13 protein-coding genes, 1 tRNA gene and 5 pseudogenes are annotated in these 25,985 nt (G+C 55.3%); 9 read left to right on the top strand and 10 right to left on the bottom strand.

Features of this window, described 5'->3' with window-relative positions; genetic code table 11:
• The first annotated feature begins 66 nt into the window (after positions 1–66).
• From GM30_RS06165 to GM30_RS06175, 3 genes and pseudogenes are all read left to right on the top strand, one after another.
• Positions 67–294: a YejL family protein gene (locus GM30_RS06165; protein ID WP_049847909.1), complete on the top strand. Its 228-nt coding sequence runs from the start codon at positions 67–69 to the stop codon at positions 292–294.
• A 19-nt stretch (positions 295–313) separates the two neighbouring features.
• Positions 314–2,022: pseudogene (yejM, locus tag GM30_RS06170) on the top strand (LPS biosynthesis-modulating metalloenzyme YejM).
• A 75-nt stretch (positions 2,023–2,097) separates the two neighbouring features.
• Positions 2,098–2,174: transfer RNA gene (locus GM30_RS06175), tRNA-Pro, on the top strand.
• 54 nt (positions 2,175–2,228) lie between these two features.
• On the opposite strand, the gene GM30_RS06180 is transcribed toward GM30_RS06175, so the two are convergent.
• Positions 2,229–3,797: a methyl-accepting chemotaxis protein gene (locus tag GM30_RS06180; RefSeq protein ID WP_049847910.1), complete on the bottom strand. Its 1,569-nt coding sequence runs from the start codon at positions 3,795–3,797 to the stop codon at positions 2,229–2,231.
• Between the two features lie 234 nt (positions 3,798–4,031).
• On the opposite strand from GM30_RS06180, the gene GM30_RS06185 reads away from it, so the two are divergent.
• The 3 genes and pseudogenes from GM30_RS06185 to eco form a co-directional block, all read left to right on the top strand.
• Positions 4,032–4,271 carry a DinI family protein gene (locus tag GM30_RS06185; protein ID WP_049847911.1) on the top strand — a complete coding sequence of 80 codons (240 nt, stop codon included), beginning with the start codon at positions 4,032–4,034 and terminating at the stop codon, positions 4,269–4,271.
• Positions 4,272–4,422: 151 nt separating this feature from the next.
• Positions 4,423–5,469: an L-asparaginase 2 gene (gene ansB, locus GM30_RS06190; RefSeq protein WP_049847912.1), complete on the top strand. Its 1,047-nt coding sequence runs from the start codon at positions 4,423–4,425 to the stop codon at positions 5,467–5,469.
• A 126-nt stretch (positions 5,470–5,595) separates the two neighbouring features.
• Positions 5,596–6,099: pseudogene (gene eco, locus GM30_RS23895) on the top strand (serine protease inhibitor ecotin); the annotation flags it as partial.
• On the opposite strand, the pseudogene mqo reads toward eco, so the two are convergent.
• A pseudogene (gene mqo, locus GM30_RS06195) lies at positions 6,083–7,693 on the bottom strand (malate dehydrogenase (quinone)); the annotation flags it as partial. The pseudogenes eco and mqo overlap by 17 nt on opposite strands.
• Before the next feature lie 255 nt (positions 7,694–7,948).
• Between mqo and GM30_RS06200 the strand changes: the two are divergent.
• Positions 7,949–9,196, top strand: coding sequence for a SulP family inorganic anion transporter (locus tag GM30_RS06200; RefSeq protein ID WP_049847913.1), 1,248 nt, complete (start codon positions 7,949–7,951; stop codon positions 9,194–9,196).
• Here GM30_RS06200 and GM30_RS06205 read toward each other — a convergent pair.
• The 6 genes and pseudogenes from GM30_RS06205 to GM30_RS06230 all read right to left on the bottom strand — a co-directional run bounded on the left by GM30_RS06205 (position 9,159) and on the right by GM30_RS06230 (position 16,261).
• A pseudogene (locus tag GM30_RS06205) lies at positions 9,159–10,476 on the bottom strand (magnesium transporter). The gene GM30_RS06200 and the pseudogene GM30_RS06205 sit on opposite strands and share 38 nt — an antisense overlap.
• A 21-nt stretch (positions 10,477–10,497) precedes the next feature.
• Positions 10,498–12,141, bottom strand: a complete 1,644-nt coding sequence (locus GM30_RS06210; RefSeq protein ID WP_049847914.1) for a multidrug ABC transporter permease/ATP-binding protein — start codon at positions 12,139–12,141, stop codon at positions 10,498–10,500.
• A 74-nt stretch (positions 12,142–12,215) separates the two neighbouring features.
• The gene (gene alkB, locus GM30_RS06215; protein ID WP_049847915.1) at positions 12,216–12,866 is read right to left on the bottom strand and encodes a DNA oxidative demethylase AlkB; all 651 of its coding nucleotides are present in this window, start codon (positions 12,864–12,866) and stop codon (positions 12,216–12,218) included.
• Complete coding sequence (gene ada, locus GM30_RS06220; protein ID WP_049847916.1) at positions 12,866–13,930, bottom strand: bifunctional DNA-binding transcriptional regulator/O6-methylguanine-DNA methyltransferase Ada; 1,065 nt, start codon at positions 13,928–13,930, stop codon at positions 12,866–12,868. The genes alkB and ada overlap by 1 nt, the downstream gene beginning before the upstream one ends.
• A gap of 74 nt (positions 13,931–14,004) precedes the next feature.
• Positions 14,005–15,057 (bottom strand): FAD:protein FMN transferase ApbE, encoded by a 1,053-nt coding sequence (gene apbE, locus GM30_RS06225; RefSeq protein ID WP_049847917.1) that lies wholly within the window; start codon positions 15,055–15,057, stop codon positions 14,005–14,007.
• A 103-nt stretch (positions 15,058–15,160) separates the two neighbouring features.
• A complete protein-coding gene (locus tag GM30_RS06230) occupies positions 15,161–16,261 on the bottom strand; it encodes a porin OmpC (RefSeq protein WP_049847918.1) in 1,101 nt (366 codons plus the stop codon).
• Positions 16,262–17,055: 794 nt separating this feature from the next.
• Between GM30_RS06230 and rcsD the strand changes: the two genes are divergently transcribed.
• Both rcsD and rcsB read left to right on the top strand, forming a co-directional pair.
• The gene (gene rcsD, locus GM30_RS06235) at positions 17,056–19,584 is read left to right on the top strand and encodes a phosphotransferase RcsD (RefSeq protein ID WP_080993390.1); all 2,529 of its coding nucleotides are present in this window, start codon (positions 17,056–17,058) and stop codon (positions 19,582–19,584) included.
• A gap of 16 nt (positions 19,585–19,600) precedes the next feature.
• Positions 19,601–20,251 (top strand): response regulator transcription factor RcsB, encoded by a 651-nt coding sequence (gene rcsB, locus GM30_RS06240; protein ID WP_038156553.1) that lies wholly within the window; start codon positions 19,601–19,603, stop codon positions 20,249–20,251.
• A gap of 51 nt (positions 20,252–20,302) precedes the next feature.
• On the opposite strand, the pseudogene rcsC reads toward rcsB, so the two are convergent.
• Positions 20,303–23,102 (bottom strand): annotated as a pseudogene (gene rcsC / locus GM30_RS06245) (two-component system sensor histidine kinase RcsC).
• A 118-nt stretch (positions 23,103–23,220) separates the two neighbouring features.
• On the bottom strand, positions 23,221–25,854 hold the full coding sequence (gene gyrA / locus GM30_RS06250; protein ID WP_049847919.1) for a DNA topoisomerase (ATP-hydrolyzing) subunit A: 2,634 nt from the start codon (positions 25,852–25,854) through the stop codon (positions 23,221–23,223).
• Positions 25,855–25,985 lie beyond the last annotated feature (131 nt).

Raw genomic sequence — 25,985 nt, forward strand, 5'->3', positions numbered from 1 at the left:
AAAGCGGAAAAAAAGCTGGTGCTACGGTAATATGTTGCCCTTTCATGAACAAACAGATTTTGATTTATGCCGCAACTCTCCCGCTACAGTGATGAACACGTTGAACAATTGCTCAATGAGCTGGTCAACGTACTGGAAAAACATAAAGCCCCAACCGATCTTTCTCTGATGGTGCTGGGCAATATGGTGACGAATCTGATCAATACCAGCGTTGCGCCGGCACAACGTCAGGCCATTGTGCGTTCTTTTGCTCAGGCCCTGCAATCTTCCGTCAGCGACGACCAGGCTCACTAAGGAAAACGAACAACAGCATATGGTGACGCATCGTCAGTCCTACCGTGAAAAAGTCTCCCAGATGGTTAGCTGGGGGCACTGGTTCGCCCTGTTCAACATGCTGTTGGCCATGGTTCTCGGTAGCCGCTATCTGTTTGTCGCCGACTGGCCGACAACGCTGGCGGGGCGCCCCCTTTNNTGATCCTTTTCCCGCTGACGTTTATCGTCATGTCGCAGAGGCTGATGCGGTTTTTGTCCGCCATTTTTGCAACGGCGGGCATGACGCTGCTGTTAATCGACAGCGAAGTGTTCACTCGTTTCCACCTGCATCTCAACCCCATCGTCTGGGAACTGGTGATCAACCCGGACCAGAATGAAATGGCGCGCGACTGGCAACTGATGTTTATCAGCGTGCCGGTCATTTTGCTGATTGAGATGCTGTTCGCCACCTGGAGCTGGCAAAAGCTGCGCAGCCTGACCCGTCGTCGCCGTTATGCCCGGCCGGTCGCGTGGCTGTTCTTTATTTCGTTTATCGCCTCGCACGTGATGTACATCTGGGCAGACGCCAACTTCTATCGCCCGATCACCATGCAGCGAGCGAATCTCCCCCTCTCCTATCCAATGACCGCGCGTCGGTTTCTGGAAAAACATGGCCTGCTTGATGCGCAGGATTACCAGCGCCGTCTGATTGAACAGGGCGATCCGGAAGCGGTATCGGTGCAGTATCCGTTAAGCGACCTGCGCTTCCGCGATATGGGCGCGGGGCAAAACGTGCTGCTGATTACCGTTGATGGCCTGAACTATTCCCGCTATGAAAAACTGATGCCGGAACTGGCCGGGTTTGCGGAGAAAAACATCAGCTTTACTCAGCATATGAGCTCAGGCGATACCGTCGACAGCGGCATCTTCGGCCTGTTCTATGGCATTTCCGCAGGGTATATGGACGGCGTGCTGTCAACGCGTACGCCTGCCGCGCTGGTGACGGCGCTCAATCAGCAGGGCTATCAGTTAGGGCTTTTCTCTTCCGATGGCTTCAACAGCCCGATGTACCGTCAGGCGCTGCTCTCTGACTTCTCGCTGCCGCCAGCGAAAACGCAGACCGACGACCAGACCGCCACACAATGGGTCAACTGGCTGGAAGGCAATGCCCAGGAAGACAACCGCTGGTTCTCGTGGATCTCCTTTAACGGCACCAGCATTGACGACAGCCAGAAACAGGGCTTTACGCGCCGCTATTCCCGCGCGGCCTCAGACGTCGACAGCCAGATTGCCCGCGTACTGACGGCGCTGGAATCCTCCGGCAAGCTGGAAAATACGGTGGTGATTATTACCGCCGGTCACGGCGTGCCGCTGGGCGACAAACGTAACGGTTTTGAATGGTCGCGTGACGCGCTGCAGGTTCCGCTCATTATTCACTGGCCGGGCACGCCTGCGCAGCGCATTAACGCCCTGACCGATCACAAAGACGTAATGACCACCCTGATGCAGCGCCTGTTGCACGTCAGCACCCCGGCGAATGAATACTCGCAAGGTCAGGATCTGTTCTCTGCGGTACGCCGCCATGCCTGGGTGACGGCCGCCAACAACAGCACGCTGGCCATCACCACGCCGACAATCACCGTGGTGCTTGATCACAACGGGAAATACACCACATGGGATCGTGACGGCGAGAAACTGCGTGACCAGAAACCGCAGCTGAGTTTGCTGTTGCAGGTACTTACGGATGAAAAACGCTTTATCGCTAACTGATTGATTAATTATAAATCACTCAGCAGGCGGCTGGCTTGCAATCGACACTGAAACGGGTAGTATTACCGCACGTGTCGGCACGTAGCGCAGCCTGGTAGCGCACTGTCATGGGGTGTCAGGGGTCGGAGGTTCAAATCCTCTCGTGCCGACCAAAATTCCCAAAAAAACCAACCTGTTACGGTTGGTTTTTTTATGCCTGTCGTTTGTCACGCTGCCACAATAACGTCATTGTCAGCAAGACGGAACCGGGCAACCGCTTTTTGCAGCATTTCGGTTTGCCCTTCCAGCGCCACGGCCGCGGCGGAAATCTGCTCCACCAGCGCGGCGTTCTGCTGGGTTACGCTGTCCATTTCACTGACCGCCACACCGACCTGCGAAATCCCTTTGCTTTGTTCGTCAGTAGCAGAGGCGATTTGCTGCATAATTTCCGTCGTGTCGGACACCGCTTTCAGCACTTCTTTCATGGTACTGCCCGCCTCGCCGACCAGCTCCGTTCCGCTGCCCACGCGGCGAACCGAATCGGCAATCAGCGTTTCAATCTCTTTCGCTGCCTCGGCGCTGCGGCTGGCAAGATTACGGACTTCGCCGGCCACAACGGCAAAACCGCGTCCCTGCTCGCCAGCGCGGGCGGCTTCCACTGCCGCATTCAACGCCAGAATATTCGTCTGGAACGCGATACTGTTGATGACGCTGGTTATCTCGCTAATTTTCTTCGAGCTTTCAGAAATACCTTCCATGGTGATCACCACATCCCCCACCAGCTTGCCGCCACGGGTGGCAGTGACCGAGGCTTTTTCCGCCAGGCTACTGGCCTGACGCGCATTGTCGGCGTTGAACTTCACCGTCGCGGTCAGCTGTTCCATGCTGGCGGCCGTTTCTTCCAGCGCAGCGGCCTGTTCTTCGGTGCGGGAAGACAGATCGTTATTGCCGGAGGAGATTTCCGATGCCCCGCGATAAATATTCTCCGTACCGCTGCGAATGGTGCTCACCGCTTCGCGCAGGCTGCTCTGCATTTCAGCCAGCAGCGGGAACAGTCGCCCGACGCAGTTGTTGCCGAATAACTCCACTGGCTGGCTTAAATCCCCTTTCGCGATCACGGTAAAATGGTGGCGAATGCGATCCAGCGGCTTCACCAGCAGATTTGCCAGATAACGGTCAGTAAACAGCAGAATAAACAGACCGATGATAATCGCCGTCACCACCGTGACTTTCATTATCTGCGTCAGGCTATCCATCGCGACCCGGGTCTTGTCCAGCTTCTCCTCAGCGACCGAGGTGAATTTATTACTGCTGGCACCGAACGCGCGGCTCAGTTCCGGGGTCACCTTCGTGGCGTGCTGGCGGTAATCGCTGGCGCTGCCCTGCTGTGCGAGCTGCATCTGCACCACCACACCGTCATCCAGCAGCTTCAGCCATTTATTCACGACATCGGCGGAAACATCTGCATCCATCGGGCCGGGCGACACGCTTTTCAACCGTTCCAACTGGATTTTCATATTATCCAGCGCGTCCTGCACCGGTTTAAAATCAGTGGCCTCCCCCGCCGCTTTTGCCTCCATTACACGGGAAAGGCGGGTAACAAAGCGGAAATATTGATCGTTCCCCTTACTCAACATGGTCAGTTGCGCGACCAGTTCGCGATCAACGATATTGCCATCGCTCAGTTTCGTCAGTGAATATGCGGTAAATACCCCCACTGCGGACCAGAGCAGACAGAACAGCCCCAGTACCCAGAGCATAACGCTGCGAATAGTGAAATTTTTTAACAAGCCCATAGGTTGACCCTTACATGTGAATCGTGGTTGTTTTCCCGTTACTGCCGGGCTTTAAGGGTTATCGGCAAGTCAGCGAAGTGTAATTATCGGTTTATGATGAATTTTTTCGGAACGCTCACAAAATTAGCGTTTCCGCGCATGATTCGCTGTCCCTTTCCGCTCAGCGAAGCGGCTTGACTCTGCCTCGCGAAACGGGTTAAATACTGTATATTAATACAGTTAAAAGAGGCGGTTATGTTCGTTGAACTTGTTTATGACAAACGCAACGTGGAAGGCTTACCTGACGCAAATACCATCATCCTGAATGAACTGACTCACCGTGTGCACCGGATCTTCCCCGATGCAGAGGTCAAAGTGAAACCGATGCAGGCCAACGGCCTGAACAGCGATGCCAGCAAAAACGATCGTGAAAAGCTGAACCGTATGCTGGAAGAGATGTTTGAAGAAGCGGATATGTGGCTGGTTGCCGAGTGATCTTACGGATTTTATCCCATCGCCGTTTTTGTGCGCCAGCTCCGGCAATCGTACTTTTTATTCCGTCTTATCACATAAACATGGAATATCTCACTTTATTCCACCAGGACATAAGGATAATCCAGGCTAACACTTAATAAGGAGATTGATAATGTTGCGTATTAAACACCCTCTTCTGGCTCTTCTGGTTTTAGGTTGCAGCAGTTCGGCAATGGCACTCCCTCAAATCACGGTTCTGGCGACAGGCGGTACCATCGCCGGTGGCGGGGACTCTGCGACCAACTCTGCTTATACCGCCGGGAAGGTGGGTATTGAGAATCTGGTCAACGCCGTGCCGCAGCTGAAAGATATTGCAGTCATCAAAGGAGAGCAGGTTGTTAATATTGGCTCTCAGGACATGAATGACCAGGTCTGGCTGACGCTGGCGAAAAAAATCAACACCAGTTGCAACAACACCGACGGGTTCGTCATCACCCACGGTACGGACACCATGGAAGAGACCGCTTACTTCCTCGATTTAACAGTGAAATGCAATAAGCCGGTGGTGCTGACCGGGGCGATGCGCCCTTCCACCGCCATGAGCGCAGACGGTCCGTTTAACCTCTACAACGCCGTCGTTACTGCTGCCGATCCGGCCTCTGCCGGGCGTGGCGTGCTGGTGGCGATGAACGATACCGTGCTGGATGGTCGTGACGTCACCAAAACGAATACCACTGGCGTGCAGACCTTCCAGTCCGTGAACTACGGGCCGCTGGGCTACATCCATAACGGGAAAATTGATTATCAGCGTACCCCGGCGCGCAAACACACTACCGAGACGCCGTTTGACGTCAGCAACCTGACGACGCTGCCGAAAGTGGGCATCATCTATAACTACGCCAACGCCTCGGATTTACCGGCGAAAGCGTTCATTCAGGATGGCTATCAGGGTATTGTGAGTGCCGGTGTGGGTAACGGTAACCTGTATAAAACCATTTTTGATACGCTGGCCACCGCGGCGCATCAGGGTGTTGCCGTTGTGCGTGCCTCCCGCGTGCCAACAGGCTCCGCAACACGCGACGCGGAAATCGATGATGCGAAATATGGCTTTATCGCAGCAGAATCTCTGAACCCGCAAAAAGCCCGCGTACTGCTCCAGTTGGCGCTGACGCAGACCCGGGATCCGCAGAAAATTCAGGCGTTCTTTGAAGAGTATTAATCCTGCCTTCAGGTAAACAGAAAGCCAGTCCGTCCCGGCTGGCTTTTTTAGTGATACACACCATGATTTACGATACATCCAGTATATATATCTATACACTATGAAAAATTAAGTAAATTCAGCTTAATGAATGTCGTATTAGTGCTACGCTGCAGCGGTAATAACGGATATCAAGGATACACTGTGAAAAACTCTCGTTTACTTCTCGCTTCTTTACTGGCTGCAGCCTGTGTCTCTTCCAGCGCGTTTGCCAGCGATCAGCCGCTGGAAAAAAGCGCGCCCTGGCCGCAGGCGGAAAAGGGCATGAAGCGTCAGATGATTCAGTTGCCTGAACAAAAGGATGAAGCGGCTTATCAGGTCGAACTGCTGATTGGTCAGACGCTGGAAGTCGACTGTAACCACCATCGCTTAGGCGGCGAGCTGGAGAGCAAAACGCTGGAAGGCTGGGGTTATGACTACTATGTCTTTGATAAAGTGACCTCACCGGTGTCGACCATGATGGCCTGCCCGGATGGCAAAAAAGAGAAGAAATTCGTGACTGCGGGTCTGGGTGATAAAGGCATGCTGCGTTACAACAGCAAGCTGCCGATCGTAGTCTATACGCCTGCCAATGTGGATGTAAAATACCGCTCGGCACCGGGTCAAACCCGGCTGTTGGCGCATAATGCAGCTCCAGAACCTCACTGGTATACGCCAGCGCCTGTTCAATCAGCGCCGGGTTATCCTGCAAACGAACGCCCCAGGTTGGCGCAACCTCTTTGATTTTCGCCTGCCACGCCGCTGAATTTACTTTCTCTTTAAACACTTTCTCCAACAGGTGCAGCATGATCGGTGCGGCGGTAGACGCACCCGGCGAGGCGCCCAGCAGCGCTGCGACAGTCCCTTCATCATCGCTGACCACTTCCGTACCCAGACGCAGTACGCCGCCCTTCTGCGGATCGCGCTTGATTATCTGCACTCGCTGTCCGGCCTGCCACAGCCGCCAGTCCGCGCTGTTGGCCTGCGGATAATACGCCTGCAACGCGGCCAGACGATCGCTGTCTTTTTGCATCACCTGACTAATCAGGTACTTCACCAGATCGACATTATCCAGCCCAACGTTGATCATCGGCATGACATTAGACGGCGTGGTTGATGCCAGCAGATCCCATAGCGACCCGTTTTTGAGGAATTTTGTTGAGAAGGTAGCGAATGGCCCGAACAGTACCACCCGCTTGCCGTCAATAATGCGGGTGTCGATATGCGGCACCGACATCGGCGGCGCACCGACGGACGCCCGCCCGTACACTTTCGCCAGATGGTGATTGACCACCTCCGGGTTTTCGGTCACCAGGAACTGCCCGCCCACCGGAAAACCGGCGTAGTCATTGGCCTGTGGTATACCTGTTTTTTGCAACAGCTTAAGCGCAGCGCCACCGGCACCGATGAAAATGAATTTCGCCCTGATGGTCCGTTTCGCGTGATGATTGCTGGCATCGCAGACCGTCACGGTCCAGCTGTTATCGGCGTTGCGTTTAAAACGGCGCACCATCGTATTCAGTTGCAGGGAAAAGTTCTCCTGCCGCTGTAGCGCTCTGATGAGCTGACGGGTGATTTCACCGTAATTGACGTCGGTGCCCGTTTCCGTGCGCGTGGCGGCGACGTTCTGCTGTGGATCGCGTCCTTCCATCACCAGTGGCGCCCAGTCTTTGATTTGCGCATGATCTTCGGAATAGCGCATGCCGCGGAACAGTGCGGACTGTTGCAGGGCCTGATAACGCGCGCGCAGGAAATTGACGTTATCTTCGCCCCAGACGAAGCTCATGTGCGGCACGCTGTTGATAAAGCTGCCGGGCTGGCGCAGCACGCCGCGGGTGACCTGATGCGCCCAGAACTGGCGCGAAATCTGGAAGGATTCGTTAATGCTGATGGCTTTCTCAATGCTGATGGAACCGTCGGCGTTCTGCGGCGTGTAATTCAGCTCCATTAATGCAGCATGGCCGGTACCGGCGTTGTTCCAGCCGTTGGAACTCTCTTCAGCCACGCGCTCCATCTGTTCAACCATGGTGATGGACCAGTCCGGCTCCAGCTCCTGAAGCAAAGTGCCCAGCGTGGCGCTCATGATCCCGCCGCCGATCAGTAATACATCCGTCTCATGCTCAGTACGGGTGTGGGTTCGGGCGTCAGCGTTGGCAACGTCAGAAACAGACACCTGTGAGCGGAGTACGGCCATCTTTTTTTTCATTGTATGAAAGCCTTACATAAACTCGCGTTTGGTAGTAGCGCAGGTGAAACGATTCGGGGAAGCAACGTTATCACTGACGATGAAAAATTTAAATATTGTTTAAATTTTAAATTTAGTTTTGAGATCTGTTATGAAAATGTTGAATAAATGTGGCCGTTAAATGGGTTACGGGCTGGAAAAATGTGAGCTGAAGCGGTAATATTCCCCGTTTTGTGATGAAGCGCACGAAAGCGCTCACCTTACCAGCGAATATTTATGCCCGGCTCTGAAACCATTCTGCCACACGCACAACATGTCACTGTTAAATCAGTCCTGCGCTCACCGTCCCTGCTTACGCGCGAAACGCTGGCGGGCGTTATTACCGCGCTGGCGCTCATTCCTGAAGTTATCTCGTTCTCGGTTATTGCGGGCGTTGACCCAAAAGTCAGCCTGATCGCCTCTGTGGTGCTGTGTCTGGCGATGTCCGTGCTGGGCGGACGTCCGGCAATGGTGACGGCCGCTGCGGGCTCGGTGGCGCTGGTGATCGGGCCGATCGTCCATCAATATGGCGTAGCCTACATTTTGCCCGCCGTGGTGATGGCTGGTGTTATTCAGATCCTGTTTGGCGTGCTGGGCATGGCAATGCTGATGCGCTTCATTCCCCAGGCGGTCATGACCGGTTTCGTCAACGCGTTGGGGATCCTGATTTTCTTCGCCCAGGTACCGCATTTCTGGAGCAAAAGTCCGCTGATTCTGGCGCTGTTCGCCGCCACGCTGCTGATTGTGTTGTGGGCGCCGCGCATTATTAAAGGCGTCCCTTCTCCGCTTATCGCGATTGTTGTCCTGACGCTGTTTACCGTCACCAGCGGGCAGCTGTTGCCGACCGTGGGCGATGAAGGTTCGATGGGCGGCGGTCTGCCGGGTCTGAATGCGCTGCAGGTGCCGCTGACACTGGAGACGCTGCACATCATCTGGCCGTGCGCGCTGAGCATTGTGTTTGTTGGCCTGATGGAATCGTTGCTGACCGCCAAACTGGTCGATGATCTGACAGCCACTCCGTCCAGTAAAGGCCGCGAAAGCACCGGGCTGGGCATCGCCAATATTCTGGCCGGTTTTTATGGGGGTATCGCAGGCTGCGCAATGATTGGTCAGACGATCGTCAACGTTGAAATGGGCAAAGGCCGCAGCCGGGTTTCTACCGTGGCGGCTGGCATCGTGTTGCTGCTGTTAGTGACGGCGTTAAGCGACGTGATGGCCAACATCCCGATGTCGGTGCTGGCCGGGATTATGGTGATTGTGGCAGTGAAAACCTTTAGCTGGCACAGCGTTCAGCCTGCCGCGCTGAAAAACACGCCGTGGTCCGCCACGCTGGTGATGCTGGTCACCGTAGCGGGCACCATCACGACCAGCAATCTGGCCATTGGCGTCGCGGCGGGGATGACAGCGATGTGGCTGGTACCGCGCCACATTCGTAAACGACATGCCGCTAGAGCAGAAACAGCGTCGCCAGCCCAAGAAAGATAAAAAATCCGCCGGTGTCGGTGATAGCGGTGATCATCACGCTGGAGCCGACAGCGGGATCGCGACCGAGTTTAGTCATGATCATCGGAATCAGTACCCCCATTAGCGACGCCACCAGCAGGTTCAGCACCATCGCCAGCGTCATGACGCCGCCAAGATGCGGGTCGTCATACAGCCACCAGGTGACAAGCCCCATGATCCCGCCCCACACCAGGCCGTTGATCAACGCCACGCCNCATCAGCGAAGCCAGCGCCACCAGTTGGGAAATGGTGTGTTCGAAACCATCGATGACGCGCGAAGCGATAAACGCAGTACAAAGATTCACCGCCAGCCAGGCCCAGCGCGTCTTTACCGCACGGGTTACCGGGGCAAAAATATCTTCTTCATTGCTGAGACCGCTCATCTGACGGATGTCGTTGTCGGTCTCTTCATAGACCACATCCACGATCTCATCGATGGTCAGACGCCCCATCAGCTTGCCTTCGGCGTCAATCACCGCCGCACTCAGCAGGTTGTCACGCTCAAAGGTGCGCGCCACTTTTTCAGTCCCTTCCTGCGGATGAAAAGCAACGGGGTCGGCATCCATCACGTCCGTGACCTGCCGCTGTGCCGGGTTCAGCAGGATGGTCTGCAGCGCCAGTTCGCCCAGCAGGGTGTTTTCACGCGAGGTGACAAACAACTTATCGGTGTTATCCGGCATTCTGCCCAGCCGCCGCAGATAACGTTGTACCGCACCCAGTGTCACGTCCGGGCGAATGGTGATCACTTCAAACTCCATGATCGCGCCGACGCTGTTGCGGGCGTAGTTCATCACCTGATGAACGCGCGCCCGTTCGTTGGCAGGCAAAGAGGCCATCAGCCGCCCGGTCAGGTTACGCGGCAGATGCTGTACCAGGTAAATCTGTTCGTCGATGTCCAGCGTGGTCAGCGCATCGAGCAGCGCCTTATCGCTCATCTCATCAATGAGATCGTCCCAGACGTTTTCCGACGCTTCCAGCAGCACCTTGCCGCGCTTGTCGTCCCCCACGATCCGCCACAGCGCGTGACGCTCTTCCGACGGGAGCGCTTCGAGGGTATCCGCCAGATCCGGCGCCGGCAGATGCGCCACCAGCGCACTCACTTCGGCGAGATCCTCGGTCAGGGTGCCGTCGTCATACCGCTCGGCGAAGGTCAGTTTTCCCAGCAGAGTGGAAGTGACCGCTTTATCGGTGGTCAGCAGCCAGATCAGCCGTGCGCGCTCTTCGTCGCGCAGCCTGGCGCTGTTTTTGGTAAACACGGGCATCTGTCAGTCATCCTTACATCATCAGGCCGTGCGGGCGACCGCATCCCGCGACGCGGCGACACGCTCTTCGCCAGTCAGTTCCGTCAGCTGACCGTTGCGCATCTCCAGCAGACGGTCAGCATAAGTGAAGTAGTGGTCGTCATGGCTGATCGCAAAAATGGTTTTGCCCATTTGCTGCATCAGCGGCAGCAGCACCTGGTAAAATTCACGGCGGAAATGCGGATCCTGATCCGCCGCCCATTCATCCAGAAGAATAATGTCACGCTCTTCGGCCAGTGCCAGCAGCAGCGCCACCCGTTTTTTCTGCCCTTTCGACAGCTTAAGATCGAGGATTTTCCCGTTCTCAAGCTGCAGTTTGTGCCTCATTTTCAGCTGTTCAAGCCATTTGTCGACCAGCGCCGGATCGGCCTGTTTGCCTTCCGGCCCCAGCAGTTGATCGAACAGCCAGACGTCGGTAAACACGGCGGAAAAGAGCTTGCGATAATCCTCTGGTTTTCCCGCTGACAGCGGTTTGCCATCCAGCAGGATCTCACCGGAAACCGGCTGATACAGGCCGGTCAGCAGCATCGCCAGCGTCGATTTTCCGCTACCGTTACCGCCAATAAGAAACACCAGTTCGCCGCGTTTCAGCGTCAGATTCACCGGCCCTATCGCGAAGCTGTTGTCCTGATAGTGGAACGCGACGTCGCGCAACTCCAGCGTCTGCCAGTCAGGATGCGCGTCCGGGCGCGGGAATTCAGGCTCATACGGCGCCAGCGCGAACTTATTCAGCTTATTAAACGCCACCTGCGCGCTGAGCAGCGTCGGTAGCGCCCCTACGGCAGACAGCAGCGGCGTGCGCAGGAACAATAACGTCAATGAATAAGTTGCCGCCACGCTGGTATTGGCCCAGCCCAGGCTGTTCGCCATCCAGAACACCAGGCCAATCGCGCCCAGCATCATAATGTTAGACCAGTTCACGGCGCTGAGATGGAACGTATCGGCGCGAATAATATGGTGGCGATACTCGCGGGCATCAGGAATATAGAGATTCTGGTAGATGTACTCGGCGCGCTCGCGGTTGAGCGTCAACTCTTTGCGGCCTTCAAGCACCGTCTGGTAGTCGTTGTACAGCTTGTCTTCCGTTTCACGCAGCGTCGCCATGTGCTTATACACGCGCGCCACGAGGACAAATCCACCCCAGATGGTGACGGCCATCCATACCGCGGTCACCAGCAGCATTTTGCTCGACAGCCACGCCAGATACGCGGCGGAGCCAAAGGTCAGTATTATGCCCTGCACCAGTTCCGGCAGACGCACAAACGCGATGGTGATATTGCGTACGTCGCTGGTCAGCCCGGCCAACAGCGAGGCGCTGCCCAGCTTCTCGATGCGCTCAATTTGCGTATCCAGAATGCGCTTAATAAATTCGCTACGCAGACGATAGACGAAATGGTGCCCCAGCGCGGTGAGCGCCAGCTGCGACCCCAGCGTGACGGCCATTAACAGCAGCAGCAGGCCGAGAAATTCCGGCAACACGCTCAGCGAGGTATCCACGACAGTGATGAGTCGCAGGTTAATAAAGGCAATCAGCCCGATGCCCAGCGCGGCACTCAACAGACTTAACAGCATCACGGCGATAAAGGGCCAGCGGTACTGGCGCCAGACAAGGAGGAGAAGTTCCATAACACAACCCGAACAAGGAAACGCAGCCCGCAGTGTAAACTGCCTGCCGATTACATCAATAATAATTCTTATTTTTATTCGCTCTTACCCGCCTGGCGGAAGGTAAGGTTAAAACGATAACGACCGGTTGCCGGGTGGAAGCCCTCTTTCAAGGGCTGGACGCCATGGTAAAACAGGCGCGATTCCCCACCCCACACCACCACATCGCCATGTTCAAGCAGCACGCGATGGAGCGGATCGCTGCGGCTCAGGCCACCAAACTGGAAAATAGCCGGCAGACCCAGCGAAACAGAAACAATCGGCGCGCGGAGTTCGTGTTCGTCTTTATCCTGATGCAGGGAGAGTTTGCTGCCGACGCTATAGCGGTTGATAAGACAGGCGTCGGGGCGGAAATCCGGGTAACCCGCTTCCCGCGCCGCACTGTCGGCAAGCGCCCGGAAGCTCTCCGGCATCGCCGGCCAGCGCTGGCTGGTTTGCGGATCGTTAGGGGAATAGAGGTAACCATGCTGATCGGTGGTCCAGCCGAGCGTGCCGCAGTTGGTCATTGCCACCGACATGGTGTATCCCCCTGGCGTCACCATCTGGCGAAACGGCGAGACGGCGGCTACATTTGCGATGTCCGCCAGCAATGTTTCCGCACGGGCAACAGCGAAGCGCCGCAGGATCGCAGCGCCCGGCCCTAACGGCTCTTGCCAGGGATGTTCGTCGGCAAAAAGATCAAGCATTACGGCTCCTCACGCTGCGACTCACGATGCAGCAGCAGGGCTTTACGCGTGACGCCCCAGCGGTAGCCCGACAGCGCACCGTCATCGCGCACGACCCGGTGACAGGGGATCAGAATCGCCAGCGTGTTGGCGGCGCATGCCCCCGCTACGGCCCGTACCGCGTTGGGTTTACCGATGCTCTCCGCCACCTGACGGTAGCTGCGCGTCTCACCCGGTGGAATAGCGCGTAACGCCTGCCAGACCTGCTGTTGAAACGCGGTGCCGCGAATATCGAGCGGCAACATCAGCGGGTTATGCTGATTGTTCAGACTGGCAATCACCAGATTCACTCGCTCCTGAAAGGCCGCATCACCTGACTGCAGCTGTGCCCGGGGGAAAACCTGTTGCAGTTCGGCGAGCAATTCATCATCGCTGTCACCCAGCAATACAGCGCACACCCCGCGTGCGCTTTCGGCTACCAGACAGCGACCGATTTCACTATTACCAAGGGCAAAATGAATCACCGCATCTTCACCGCCGCGCCGATACTGGCGCGCGGTCATCCCCAGCGCCGCATCCGCTGCGCGATAGTAGCTGCTGCTGTCAGGAAAACCGGCAGCGAGTACGGATTCGGTGACAGTCTCGCCTTTTGCCAGCGATTCACGCAACCGACGCGCACGCCATGCCTGCTGCCAGGCTTTGGGCGTCATGCCGGTGGTGGCTTTAAACAGACGATGCAGATGAAACGGACTGACGCCGACCTCACGGGCAAGTTCATCCAGCGTGACGGGCATTTCCTGCTCCAGCAGTCGACAGGCCTGCGCCACGTTGTCGATTCGCCGCTGCTGCGGCTCTTGCTTGTCAGGCTGGCAGCGTTTGCAGGGGCGAAACCCGGCAGCCAGCGCGGCCTGCGCATCAGGGAAAAACTGTACGTTCTGCCGCAGCGCATGGCGCGCACGGCAGGAAGGACGGCAAAAAATGCCGGTGGTCTGTACGGCAAAAACGAACGCGCCGTCCGCCTGCGGATTGCGATCGAGCACCGCCTGCCAGCGAGTCTCATCAGTGCGTAGCGTATTACGTGTCATGGTTGGCTCCTTCATGTAAAGGTTAGCCTTACTTTGCCGGACAGACCGTGAGAAAAAACCCGCAATCTTGCTTTTTAATTTTTCCCGTTCACCAGAAATCCGCTGAACTGCGGCGACATCCAGGTGCGGAAGCCCTCACCCTCTTTGATGATCATATATACCGCCAGCCCCTGCTCGCGCACCACTTCTTTGGCTTTTTCTGGCCCGAGCACCATCAGGCCCGTATCCCAGCCGTCTGCTTCCAGCGCCGTTGGGGCGATCACGGTTACCGAGACCAGCTTATGATCGATCGGACGACCGGTTTGCGGATCGATAACGTGGGAGATGCGCTTGCCGTCCAGCTCATAATAGTTGCGATAGCTGCCCGAGGTACTGATCCCGTGCCCGTTGATGTCGACAATCGCCTGAACCGCGTTTTCGCGATCGGTGGGTTTCTGGATCGCCACGCGCCACGGTTGCCCTTCGGCGTTCATGCCCCGGCTGACCAGCGCACCGCCGACCGAGACCAGGTAGCGGGAGATCCCCTCCTGCTCCATCAGACGCGCCAGATGATCGGCGGCGTAGCCTTCGCCCACGGTGGAGAGATCAACAAACAGATCGGGAATGTCTTTTTGCAGGAACTGCTGCCCGGCGAGATTAATGACCGACAGATGTTTCAGGCCAGTGCGCGCCTTTGCCGCGTCGATCTGCGCCTGTTCCGGTGTTTTTACCGGCTGCTTGTCCGGGCCAAAGCCCCATAAATTCACCAGCGGCCCGACGGTGATATCCATCGCGCCATTTGTTTTTGCGCCAATGCGCAGCGATTCGGTGACGATATCGGCCATCGCTTCGTTGACCGGCCACGGGGTGGTGCTTTGCGACTGGTTAAAGCGCATCAGCGCCGAGTCATTTTTCCAGGTGGAAAGCAGCTGGTCGTCGGCGTCCAGCTGCGTCTGCACTTTCTGGCGCAGCGCCTGGGCGCGGGTTTCATCAAGGTCAATCACGCTCACCCGCCAGAAGGTGCCCATGGTCTTGCCTTCCAGCACAGTCGCGGCCGGTTTTGCCGTGTCAGTGGGTGTTGCGTTGTCGCAGCCTGCTATCAATACAAACGTCGCCAGTAATGCGGCGCGAAAAATGGTCATGTCCATTCGTTGTTATCCTCTTGCTGAAGGCGCAAGGGTACACCAGTTTTGGAAAAGTCAGACACAAAAAAAGGGGCCAGAGGCCCCTTTATCACGGTATGCAGTTGGATTAGAACTGGTAAACCAGACCCAGTGCTACGATGTCATCAGTACCGATGCCAGCAGCGCGGGTGAAGTCATTTTCATCCAGCAGGTTGATTTTGTAATCAACATAGGTGGACATGTTTTTGTTGAAGTAGTAAGTCGCACCTACGTCAACATATTTAACCAGATCCTGGTCGCCGTAACCGCCTTCGAGGTCTTTACCTTTAGACTGCAGGTAAGCCACGGACGGACGCAGACCGAAGTCGAACTGGTACTGTGCAACCACTTCGAAGTTCTGTGCTTTGTTAGCAAAACCACCGAAGCTGTCGCTGCCGAAACGGGTCGCGTTGTAGGTCTGGGTATACTGCGTTGCCAGGTACAGGTTGTTCGCGTCGTATTTCAGACCACCGCTGTAAGTGGTGGCTTTGTCGCCTTCACCGAAGAAGCGATCATTCTGCTCGTCAGTACGTTTGGAGCTGGCAATCGCAGTACCAACGCTGAAGCCTTCGCCCAGATCATAGGTCAGAGATCCGCCGAAGCCGTCACCGTTCTGTTTGTTCCAGCCACGGCTGTTGTTGGTTGCACCTTCATCGCCGCCGCCATTCTTGCCCTGATACTGCAGAGCAAAGTTCAGGCCATCAACCAGACCGAAGAAGTCGGTGTTACGGTAGGTTGCTACGCCGTTAGCACGCTGCTGCAGGAAGTTGTCAGAACCGTAGGTGTCGCCGCCGAATTCCGGCAGAACGTCGGTCCAGGAGGTCACGTCGTAAACCACGCCATAGTTACGACCGTAGTCGAAAGAACCGGCATCGCCAAAACGCAGACCGGCGAATGCCAGACGGGTCCATGCCTGGTCGCTGGAGGTTTCAGTGTTGTTCGCCTGAACGTTGTATTCCCACTGGCCGTAACCGGTCAGTTGGTCGTTGATCTGGGTTTCGCCTTTGAAACCAAAACGCAGGTAGGTCTGATCGCCGTCAGCACTCTTGTCATCAGAGAAATAGTGCAGACCATCAACTTTACCGTACAGATCTAATTTGTTGCCGTCTTTGTTGTAAATTTCAGCCGCATTTGCTGCGCCCGCTACCAGCAGAGCCGGTACCAGGAGGGACAGTACTTTAACTTTCATGTTATTAACCCTCTGTTATATGCCTTTTTATATGCCACTGCTTACTGATTAACCCTCTAATCAGTCGGCAAGTTCATTTTGCTGCAAAATGCAGAATAATCCAACAAGAAAATGATACTAAAACTTTTAAGGTGTTTCAGATCACTCACAAGGTGTTTCTAAATGTAAATTTAGGGGAACTTTTTATCACACGAAAAGCTAAAGAAATAAGCACAAATAATCAAAACTAATACGAAATACATTAAAAACCAACCAGTTACACGTTTTTAACCTTATAGCACTGAATGCCAAAACAAATTTCTCACCGGCAACTAAAATACACTCGCTATCATCATTAACTTTATTTATTACCGTCATTCAGTTCTGAATGTCTGTTTACCCCAATTTCTACCGAATGCTCTGCATTCGGTTTTTTTTTGCCTCTCTTTACACAACTTTAATTATCTTGTGCTACCGATCAGAAATAATAACGACTATTAACTAATTCGATCTGCAGGTAAAAATTATCATTAGGAGACTAAGCTAATTAATTGCTTGTTATTTCGTGCTATTTTTTAATGATCATTAGCAAATTTTTGTACAAAAAATGTAAAAATGTACAAATATTGCCGTTCTGACACGGTCATCAGAAATGGGTCGGAAAGGATGTTAAAAAATACGCTGGATTGTCCTGCGAGTCTGGAAATTGGCGTAACAGCCTTTATACTGCCAGCAGGACATTGCCCGGCGAGAACGCTTTTGCCACAGGCTCTGACAGCTTATGGCACCGTTGCCATAATGGGTTACACACAATAATGAGTCACTCCGACACGATGATCCCGAACAAATTCTCCTTGATACCAGGCAGCATCACGCGTTTCTTTCTATTAATGATCATCGTCCTGCTGGTGACGATGGGTGTCATGATTCAGAGCGCCGTCAACGCCTGGCTGAAGGACAGGAGCTATCAGATTGTTGATGTCACCCATGCGCTGCATAAGCGCATCGACACCTGGCGCTACGCTACCTGGCAGATCTACGACAACATTGCGGCCGGAGCCCCCTCCTCATCCGGTGACGGGTTACAGGAAACGCGTCTTAAGCAGGATGTCTACTATCTGGAAAAACCCCGCCGTAAAACCGAAGCGCTGATTTTTGGTTCCCATGACAGCGCCACCCTGGACATCACGCAAAAGATGTCCAGTTATCTGGATACGCTGTGGGGCGCGGAGACGGTACCGTGGTCGATGTATTATCTGAACGGTCAGGACAACAGCCTGATCCTGATTTCCACACTGCCGCTGAAAGATCTCTCGTCCGGCTTTAAAGAATCCACCATCGGTAACATTGTCGACTCCCGCCGTGCTGAGATGTTGCAGCAGGCCAATACGCTGGACGAGCGCGAAACCTTCTCGTCGCTGCGCCGCCTGGCGTGGCAGAACGGCCATTACTTTACGTTGCGCACAACCTTTAACCAGCCCGGCCACCTGGCGACGGTCGTGGCGTTTGATCTGCCGATTAACGATCTCATTCCGCCGGGCATGGCGCTGGACAGCTTCCGTCTGGAGCAGGATCTGACGCAAACTGCCGCGTCACGCAACCTGGATAAAGAAGCCGCCGACAGCGTAAGCATTAACTTCAACAGTTCACGCATTGAGATTTCGTCCTCAGTGAACACCACCGGCATGCGTCTGGTATGGCAGGTACCGTTCGGTACTCTGCTGCTGGACACGCTGCAAAACATCCTCTTACCGCTGCTGCTCAATATTGGCTTACTGGCGCTGGCACTGTTCGGCTATACCACCTTCCGCCACCAGCCGGGCCGTCAGAGTGATGCCACCACGCCAGTGGCGGGCAACCTGCTGCCGCACCTGAATCTGCAAAACATCACCAGCATGGCCGATCAGCATCAGGGCGTCATTCAGGCGACGGTAAACAACGAACTGTATGAAATTCGCCAGTTCCGCAGCCAGGTCGCGCCACGCACGCAGATTTTCATTATTCGCGATCAGGACCGTGAAGTGCTGGTGAATAAAAAGCTTAAGCAGGCGCAGCGTCTGTACGAGAAAAACCAGCAGGGTCGCGCTACTTTTATGCAGAATATTGGTGAAGCGCTGAAGCAGCCGGTACGCACGCTGGCGGCAGACGCGGCGGCTNCAAACCGCGCGGACGGGCTGGTTCGCCTGGTGGATGAGATCCAGCTTGCCAACATGCTGGAAAATGACAGCTGGAAAGGCAACGCGACGCTGTTCACGATTCAGGATCTGATTGATGAAGTGGTGCCGGAAGTGTTACCGGTGATCAAACGCAAAGGGTTGCAGTTGTTGATCAACAATGCGCTGCCCGCCAACGAGCAGCGCCATGGCGATCGCGACGCACTGCGCCGGATCCTGTTGCTGCTCATTCAGTATGCGGTTACCACCACGCAGATTGGCAAAATTACGCTTGAAGTGAATGCCGATGAATCAGCAGAAGACAGGCTGACCTTCAGGATCCTTGATACCGGCGATGGGATCAGCAATAGCGAAATTGATAACCTGCACTTTCCGTTCCTGAATGACACGCAGTCTGATCGCTACGGGAAAGCGAACGCGCTGACCTTCTGGCTGTGCGATCAGCTGGCGCGCAAGCTGGGCGGGCATTTGAACATAAAATCCAGAGAAACTCTCGGTACCCGCTATTCTGTACATGTTAAAATGGCGCCACGAGCTCAGGATGCGGAATCAGAAGAGCGCCTGCTGGATGACGTCGTGGTGATGACCGATATCACCTCGAACGAAATCCGGACGATTGTGGTACGGCAGCTCGAAAACTGGGGGGCGACCTGTATCTCGCCCGACGAGCGACTCGTAAGTCAAGATTATGATCTCTTTTTAACTGATAATCCGTCTAATCTTACTGCCTCTGGCTTGCTTTTAAGCGATGATGAGGCTGGCATTCGCAAAATCGGCCCTGGCCAGTTGCGCGTAAACTTTAATATGAGTAATGCCATGCAGGAAGCTGTACTACAACTTATCGAAGAGCAACTGGCTCAGGATGAGATCGTGGAAACCTCTCCGGGCGGCGCAAGTGAAAACGCCGAACTCCACGCCAGCGGCTATTACGCGCTGTTTGTCGATACGGTACCGGATGATGTGCGGAGGTTGTATACTGAATCGGCAGCGTTGGATTTTGCGGCGCTGGCGCAGACCGCACACCGCTTAAAAGGTGTGTTTGCCATGCTAAATCTGGTACCCGGCAAGCAGTTATGTGAAACGCTGGAACATCTGATCCGTGAAAAAGATGCTCCAGGAACAGAGAAATATATCAGCGACATTGACGTTTACGTCAAGAGCTTGCTGTAGCAAGGTAGCCTAATACATGAACAATATGAACGTAATTATTGCCGATGACCATCCGATTGTACTGTTCGGTATTCGCAAGTCACTTGAACAAATCGAGTGGGTGAATGTTGTTGGCGAATTTGAAGACTCCACTGCACTGATCAATAACCTGCCTAAGCTGGACGCGCATGTGCTGATCACCGACCTCTCCATGCCTGGAGACAAGTACGGTGATGGCATTACGTTGATCAAATACATCAAACGCCACTTCCCTGGCCTGTCCATTATTGTTCTGACCATGAACAACAACCCGGCTATCCTTAGCGCCGTGCTGGATCTGGATATCGAAGGTATCGTCCTGAAACAGGGCGCGCCGACCGATCTACCGAAAGCACTGGCGGCACTGCAGAAAGGGAAAAAATTTACCCCGGAAAGCGTTTCCCGCCTGCTGGAAAAAATCAGCGCCGGTGGTTACGGCGACAAGCGCCTGTCTCCGAAAGAGAGCGAAGTTCTGCGCCTGTTTGCTGAAGGTTTCCTGGTGACAGAAATCGCCAAGAAGCTGAACCGCAGCATCAAAACCATCAGTAGCCAGAAAAAATCGGCGATGATGAAGCTGGGTGTGGAAAACGACATTGCTCTGCTGAACTATCTTTCATCCGTGACGCTGACGCCAGCGGATAAAGAATAAGCTACATCTCTCAGGTCACCCCGGCAGACCGCTGTCGCCGGGGGCCTCTTCTTACGACTCCCTCGCCTTTCTGACTCGCGCGGCATAGACCGCCAGCGTTTGTCTCAGCACATCCAGCACGACCGGTTTTGACAGGCAGCTGTCCATCCCCGACTCAATACACCGCTGTTTCTCTTCCGCCAGCGCGTTCGCCGTCACGCCCACCACCGGCAGCGTCAGCCCCAGTTGACGGATGCGTTGCGTAAGGCGATAACCGTCCATGTTCGGCATGTTGACGTCGCTCAGCACGATATCGATATGGTTCTTGCTTAATACATTGAGGGCGTCGACGCCGTCGTTCGCCGTTTTACACTGATAGCCAAGCGATCCCAGCTGATCGGCCAGCAGGCGGCGGTTGATTGGATGGTCATCCACCACGAGGATCATCATGTCGTCGTTAACAGTGGCGGTTTCCGCCGAAGGCAGCGTGGTCGTGGACTCAGGGTTTTCGACGGCAATGCGGTAAATGCGGCCAAGCAGCGCGATCAGCTCATGCGGCGACGCCACGCTTTGTAGCCATTCGCCTGGCGCGCGCTCCAGCGGGATACCAATATGGCGGCGGCAGAAGATCACCGCGGCCCGGCCCGGCCACGGCCGCTCCAGCTCATCATCGGTGNNCGTATCGTCCGCGTCCGGCTGTTGGCCTTCATAACGGCTCACCGTCAGCCCGCGGTGAGCCAGCAACGATGCCAGATACTGATACAGTGACGCGTTACGCACCGCCAGCCAGCAGTGTTTATGTTCGAGTCCGTCCGGCGCCAGCATCGGCAGGGTTTTCACACCNAGTATCCACAGAAATGTCGCCATCCATCATGCTGATGAGTTTCTCACAGATTGCCAGCCCCAGCCCGGTGCCCTGGAAGTTGCGCTGTACGCCGGTGCCGACCTGGAAGAACGGGTCAAACAACCGCACCACTTCTTTCGCCGGGATCCCCACTCCGGTGTCACGTACGCTGATGCACAGATAATCGCCCGCACAGCGCACGTGCAGAATGATGCAACCCACATCGGTGAATTTAATGGCGTTGCTCAACAGATTGGAAATCACCTGTTGCAGACGCATCGGGTCGCCCGACATCTGCTGCGGCACATCCGGCTCAATAAAGCAGTACAGACCGAGCTGTTTGCGCACCACCAGCGGCAGATAGTTAGCGGTGATATGGTTCATCACTTCGCGCGGCGAAAACTCCCGTGGCTCAATTTTCAACTGCTCAGACTCAATTTTCGAGAAGTCGAGAATATCGCTGATGATCTTCAGCAGCAGGCTGGAGGAGTTGTTCATCGCCGTCACCAGCCGCCCCACCCCTTTCGGCAGCGCTTTGGTTTGCAGCAGATCGAGGTTACCGATAATTCCATACAGCGGCGTACGCAGCTCGTGGCTGACGGTCGCGAGGAACATGGATTTCGACTGGCTGGCCTGCTCGGCCGCCTGCGCCATCTCCTGCAGCGACTCCTCCATTTTGACGCGCGAGCTGACGTCCACCAGCACGCAAATCGCCACGTTCTCGTTGCGATAGCGCGAATGGACAAAGCTGATTTGCAGATTGGTGTTGTTGCTGGTGAGTACATCCACGAAATTGACCTGCTGGCCGCAGATGATTTGCGTCAGTCTCTGGCGATCCTCATGGGTCAGCATGTTGAGGTAATTATGCGCCAGTTCGTTACTGAGGATGTTGGTGCCATCCTGCGTGCGCAAAATACAGATCCCCACCGGCGCCGAGGCGACGATTTTACGGTTGAACTGCTCATGCTCTTCCAGCCGCTGGGCATCGTTTTCCGCCGGAATAAAAATACGCCGTTCATACATGCGCGCCAGGGTGAACAGACCAATGCCCACCAGCACGTTGAGCAGCACGGCGTTGAGGATCAGCATCCGGATGCGTTCGAGCACCTGATCGACCGGCACTGAGTAGACAATGCTCAGCGACGACGGCGGCAGACTCTTTTTCAGCACCAGTTCGCGGAAACCGGACGTATAGCCAAACCATGACCGCTCCTGCATCCAGTGCGGATCCACCTTCAGCTTGTTTTCCGGCCCTGCGAGCGAGATCAACGGCTCGCCATTTTCATCGAGCAGCGTGACGCCCATCGGCAGGCTGCCCGGCGTGAAGAAGTTTTCCATGCGAATGCTCTGCTCGGTGCCGAGCAGCGCCTGCAGACGGTTAGCCAGATAAACCGGCGTGAGCGCATAGAAATTCCCCACACCCGGACGCGGCCCCTGGCTCACCCAGAACAGATTGTTGCCGCGCTCATCCTGTGGCGCGTTGCGGTACTGCTCAATGCGCTCATGCAGCGTTTTCAGCACCCGATCACGCTCCATGGGGATATCGCGCAGGCCAAAGTTGGCCATGCAAAGGTTGTCGCTACCAATCAGGAAAACGCGGTTGAGATCGTAGGCAGAAGAGAAGTTGTCGCGCCAGTAGCGCATAAACCACGCCAGTGATTCCAGCGAACCGCGCCAGGTGTTGCCCATTGCGGCACAATCAGATTCTGAGAACAGCGGCACAAACTCGGGAACCTCGGCCTCCTGACCGTTAAGGCGCGGCAATGGCACGTTGTTGTTGCCAGTCAGGCGGTTTTCGGCGATGTATTTCAGCTCTTTCATGACGTCTGCGGTGCGCTGGATATAACGCTGCGCCTGATCGGAACTGAGGTTAAATTCCTGTCTGATTTCGGATTCTTTAGTGTGCAGCGCGTTGACGATATAGAACACCGACACAAAGGCAATAAGCAGCCAGAGCAGCAACGCCAGCGCCCGAAAAAGGTAGCGGGAAACTTTCAGAGTGGTGCGAAAAGAGACAAGATATTTCAACGTTTGGCCGTCTGCGTACAAAAAGATGAGCTTAAGGTAGCGGCAAAACGGACGTCCCGCAACGTCGAAACAAAAAGGGCCGGTATCAACCGGCCCTTTCGCAGCATTTTACAGACGATTACTCATCAGCATCGTCAGCGACATCGTCATCGGTGTCCGCTTCCGGCGCGATTTCATCATCACCTTCCGCCACGCTTCCGTCGATGGAATCCAGCTCTTCGTCATCCACCGGTTCGGCGACACGTTGCAGACCCACCACATTTTCGTCTTCCGCAGTACGGATGAGGATAACGCCCTGGGTGTTACGGCCAACAATGCTGATCTCAGACACGCGGGTACGCACCAGCGTTCCGGCGTCGGTGATCATCATGATCTGGTCGCAGTCGTCTACCTGCACCGCGCCCACTACAGAACCGTTACGCTCGGTGACTTTGATAGAGATTACACCCTGTGTCCCGCGAGACTTGGTCGGGTATTCCGTTTCGGCAGTACGTTTACCGTAACCGTTTTGTGTCACGGTCAGAATAGCGCCTTCGCCGCGCGGCACGATCAGCGAGACCACGCTGTCGCCGTTCGCCAGACGGATACCGCGAACGCCAGTGGCGGTACGGCCCATCGCACGCACGGCATTCTCTTTAAAGCGCACCACTTTACCGGCGGCAGAGAACAGCATCACTTCGTCGTTACCGGAGGTCAAATCCACACCAATCAGCTCGTCGCCCTCGTTGAGGTTAACGGCGATGATGCCCGCAGAACGCGGACGACTGAACTCGGTCAGCGCGGTTTTCTTCACGGTACCGCTGGCGGTGGCCATAAAGACGTTCACGCCCTCTTCGTACTCGCGCACCGGCAGGATAGCGGTGATACGTTCGTTCGCTTCCAGCGGCAGCAGGTTAACGATCGGACGTCCGCGGGCGCCACGGCTCGCTTCCGGCAACTGATAGACCTTCATCCAGTACAGACGACCACGGCTGGAGAAGCAGAGGATCGTGTCGTGGGTGTTGGCCACCAGCAGGCGGTCGATAAAGTCTTCTTCTTTAATACGCGCGGCAGATTTACCTTTACCGCCGCGACGCTGCGCTTCGTAATCCGTCAGCGGCTGATNNACGTAGCCCTGGTGAGACAGGGTGACGACAACATCTTCCTGGTTGATCAGATCTTCAATGTTGATATCCGCGCTGTTGGCGGTGATTTCGGTGCGGCGATTGTCGCCGAACTGATCGCGGATCAGTTCCAGCTCTTCGCGGATCACTTCCATCAGGCGATCGGCGCTGCCGAGGATATGCAGCAGTTCAGCGATCTGCTCCAGCAGCTCTTTGTACTCGTCGAGCAGTTTTTCGTGCTCAAGGCCGGTCAGTTTCTGCAGACGCAGATCCAGAATCGCCTGGGCCTGCTGTTCAGTCAGGTAATACTGACCGTCGCGCACGCCGAATTCAGGCTCCAGCCACTCCGGACGTGCAGCGTCATCGCCCGCACGTTCCAGCATCGCCGCCACGTTACCGAGATCCCACGGACGCGCAATCAGCGCCGCTTTCGCTTCGGCCGGGGTCGGCGCACGGCGGATCAGCTCGATAATCGGGTCGATGTTCGCCAGCGCCACAGCCAGTGCTTCAAGGATATGCGCACGATCGCGGGCTTTACGTAATTCGTAAATGGTACGACGGGTCACCACTTCACGACGGTGACGAACAAACGCTTCGAGGATCTCTTTCAGGTTCATGATCTTCGGCTGACCATGGTGCAGTGCCACCATGTTGATGCCGAAGGAAACCTGAAGCTGCGTCTGGGAGTAGAGGTTGTTCAGCACCACCTCGCCCACCGCATCGCGTTTCACTTCAATGACGATGCGCATACCGTCTTTGTCAGACTCGTCACGCAGCGCGCTGATGCCTTCCACGCGTTTGTCTTTCACCAGTTCGGCGATTTTTTCAATCAGACGCGCTTTGTTCACCTGATACGGAATTTCGTGAACGATGATGGTTTCGCGGCCGGATTTGGCGTCGGTTTCGACTTCCGCGCGGGCGCGAATGTAGATTTTACCGCGACCGGTACGATAAGCCTCTTCAATACCGCGACGGCCATTGATAATGGCGGCAGTGGGGAAGTCCGGCCCGGGGATGTGCTCCATCAGCCCTTCAACGCTGATGTTTTCATCTTCGATATACGCCAGGCAGCCGTTGATCACTTCCGTCAGGTTATGCGGCGGAATGTTGGTGGCCATCCCGACGGCGATCCCGGACGAACCGTTGACCAGCAGGTTAGGGATTTTGGTCGGCATGACGTCCGGAATTTGTTCCGTGCCGTCATAGTTATCCACGAAATCGACCGTCTCTTTATCCAGATCGGCCATCAGCTCGTGGGCTATTTTCGCCAGACGGATTTCCGTGTAACGCATCGCCGCCGCAGAGTCGCCGTCGATGGAACCGAAGTTACCCTGTCCATCCACCAGCATGTAACGCAGCGAAAACGGCTGCGCCATACGAACAATGGTGTCATACACCGCGGAATCACCGTGGGGATGGTATTTACCGATGACGTCACCCACGACACGGGCAGATTTTTTGTAGGCTTTATTCCAGTCATTGCCCAATACGTTCATGGCGTAAAGCACGCGACGGTGTACCGGCTTAAGGCCATCTCGGACGTCCGGCAGCGCACGGCCAACAATCACCGACATCGCATAATCCAGATAAGAGCTCTTCAGCTCTTCCTCGATGTTAACCGGTGTAATTTCTCTCGCAAGGTCGCTCATCTAACCGCTTTCCCTCTACTGTATCCCGGATTCAAAGGTCGCAAATTATAACACAGCCGTTGTGATAGAGGTAAACCAATCCGGTTTATTCATCTCCCTCACCTGATATACTCACGGGTCAGGATAAAAAA

This window comes from Trabulsiella odontotermitis (assembly GCF_001188485.1).
In the GTDB taxonomy this organism is placed as follows: domain Bacteria; phylum Pseudomonadota; class Gammaproteobacteria; order Enterobacterales; family Enterobacteriaceae; genus Trabulsiella; species Trabulsiella odontotermitis_A.

Bases quoted from the DNA above. Each gene is read 5' to 3' on its own strand.
- GM30_RS06200 (WP_049847913.1), top strand. From the start codon at position 7,949: ATGCCCGGCTCTGAAACCATTCTGCCACACGCACAACATGTCACTGTT.
- rcsB (WP_038156553.1), top strand. From the start codon at position 19,601: ATGAACAATATGAACGTAATTATTGCCGATGACCATCCGATTGTACTG.
- GM30_RS06185 (WP_049847911.1), top strand. From the start codon at position 4,032: ATGTTCGTTGAACTTGTTTATGACAAACGCAACGTGGAAGGCTTACCT.
- alkB (WP_049847915.1), bottom strand. From the start codon at position 12,866: ATGCTTGATCTTTTTGCCGACGAACATCCCTGGCAAGAGCCGTTAGGG.
- GM30_RS06180 (WP_049847910.1), bottom strand. From the start codon at position 3,797: ATGGGCTTGTTAAAAAATTTCACTATTCGCAGCGTTATGCTCTGGGTA.
- ada (WP_049847916.1), bottom strand. From the start codon at position 13,930: ATGACACGTAATACGCTACGCACTGATGAGACTCGCTGGCAGGCGGTG.
- GM30_RS06230 (WP_049847918.1), bottom strand. From the start codon at position 16,261: ATGAAAGTTAAAGTACTGTCCCTCCTGGTACCGGCTCTGCTGGTAGCG.
- ansB (WP_049847912.1), top strand. From the start codon at position 4,423: ATGTTGCGTATTAAACACCCTCTTCTGGCTCTTCTGGTTTTAGGTTGC.
- GM30_RS06165 (WP_049847909.1), top strand. From the start codon at position 67: ATGCCGCAACTCTCCCGCTACAGTGATGAACACGTTGAACAATTGCTC.
- GM30_RS06210 (WP_049847914.1), bottom strand. From the start codon at position 12,141: ATGGAACTTCTCCTCCTTGTCTGGCGCCAGTACCGCTGGCCCTTTATC.
- apbE (WP_049847917.1), bottom strand. From the start codon at position 15,057: ATGGACATGACCATTTTTCGCGCCGCATTACTGGCGACGTTTGTATTG.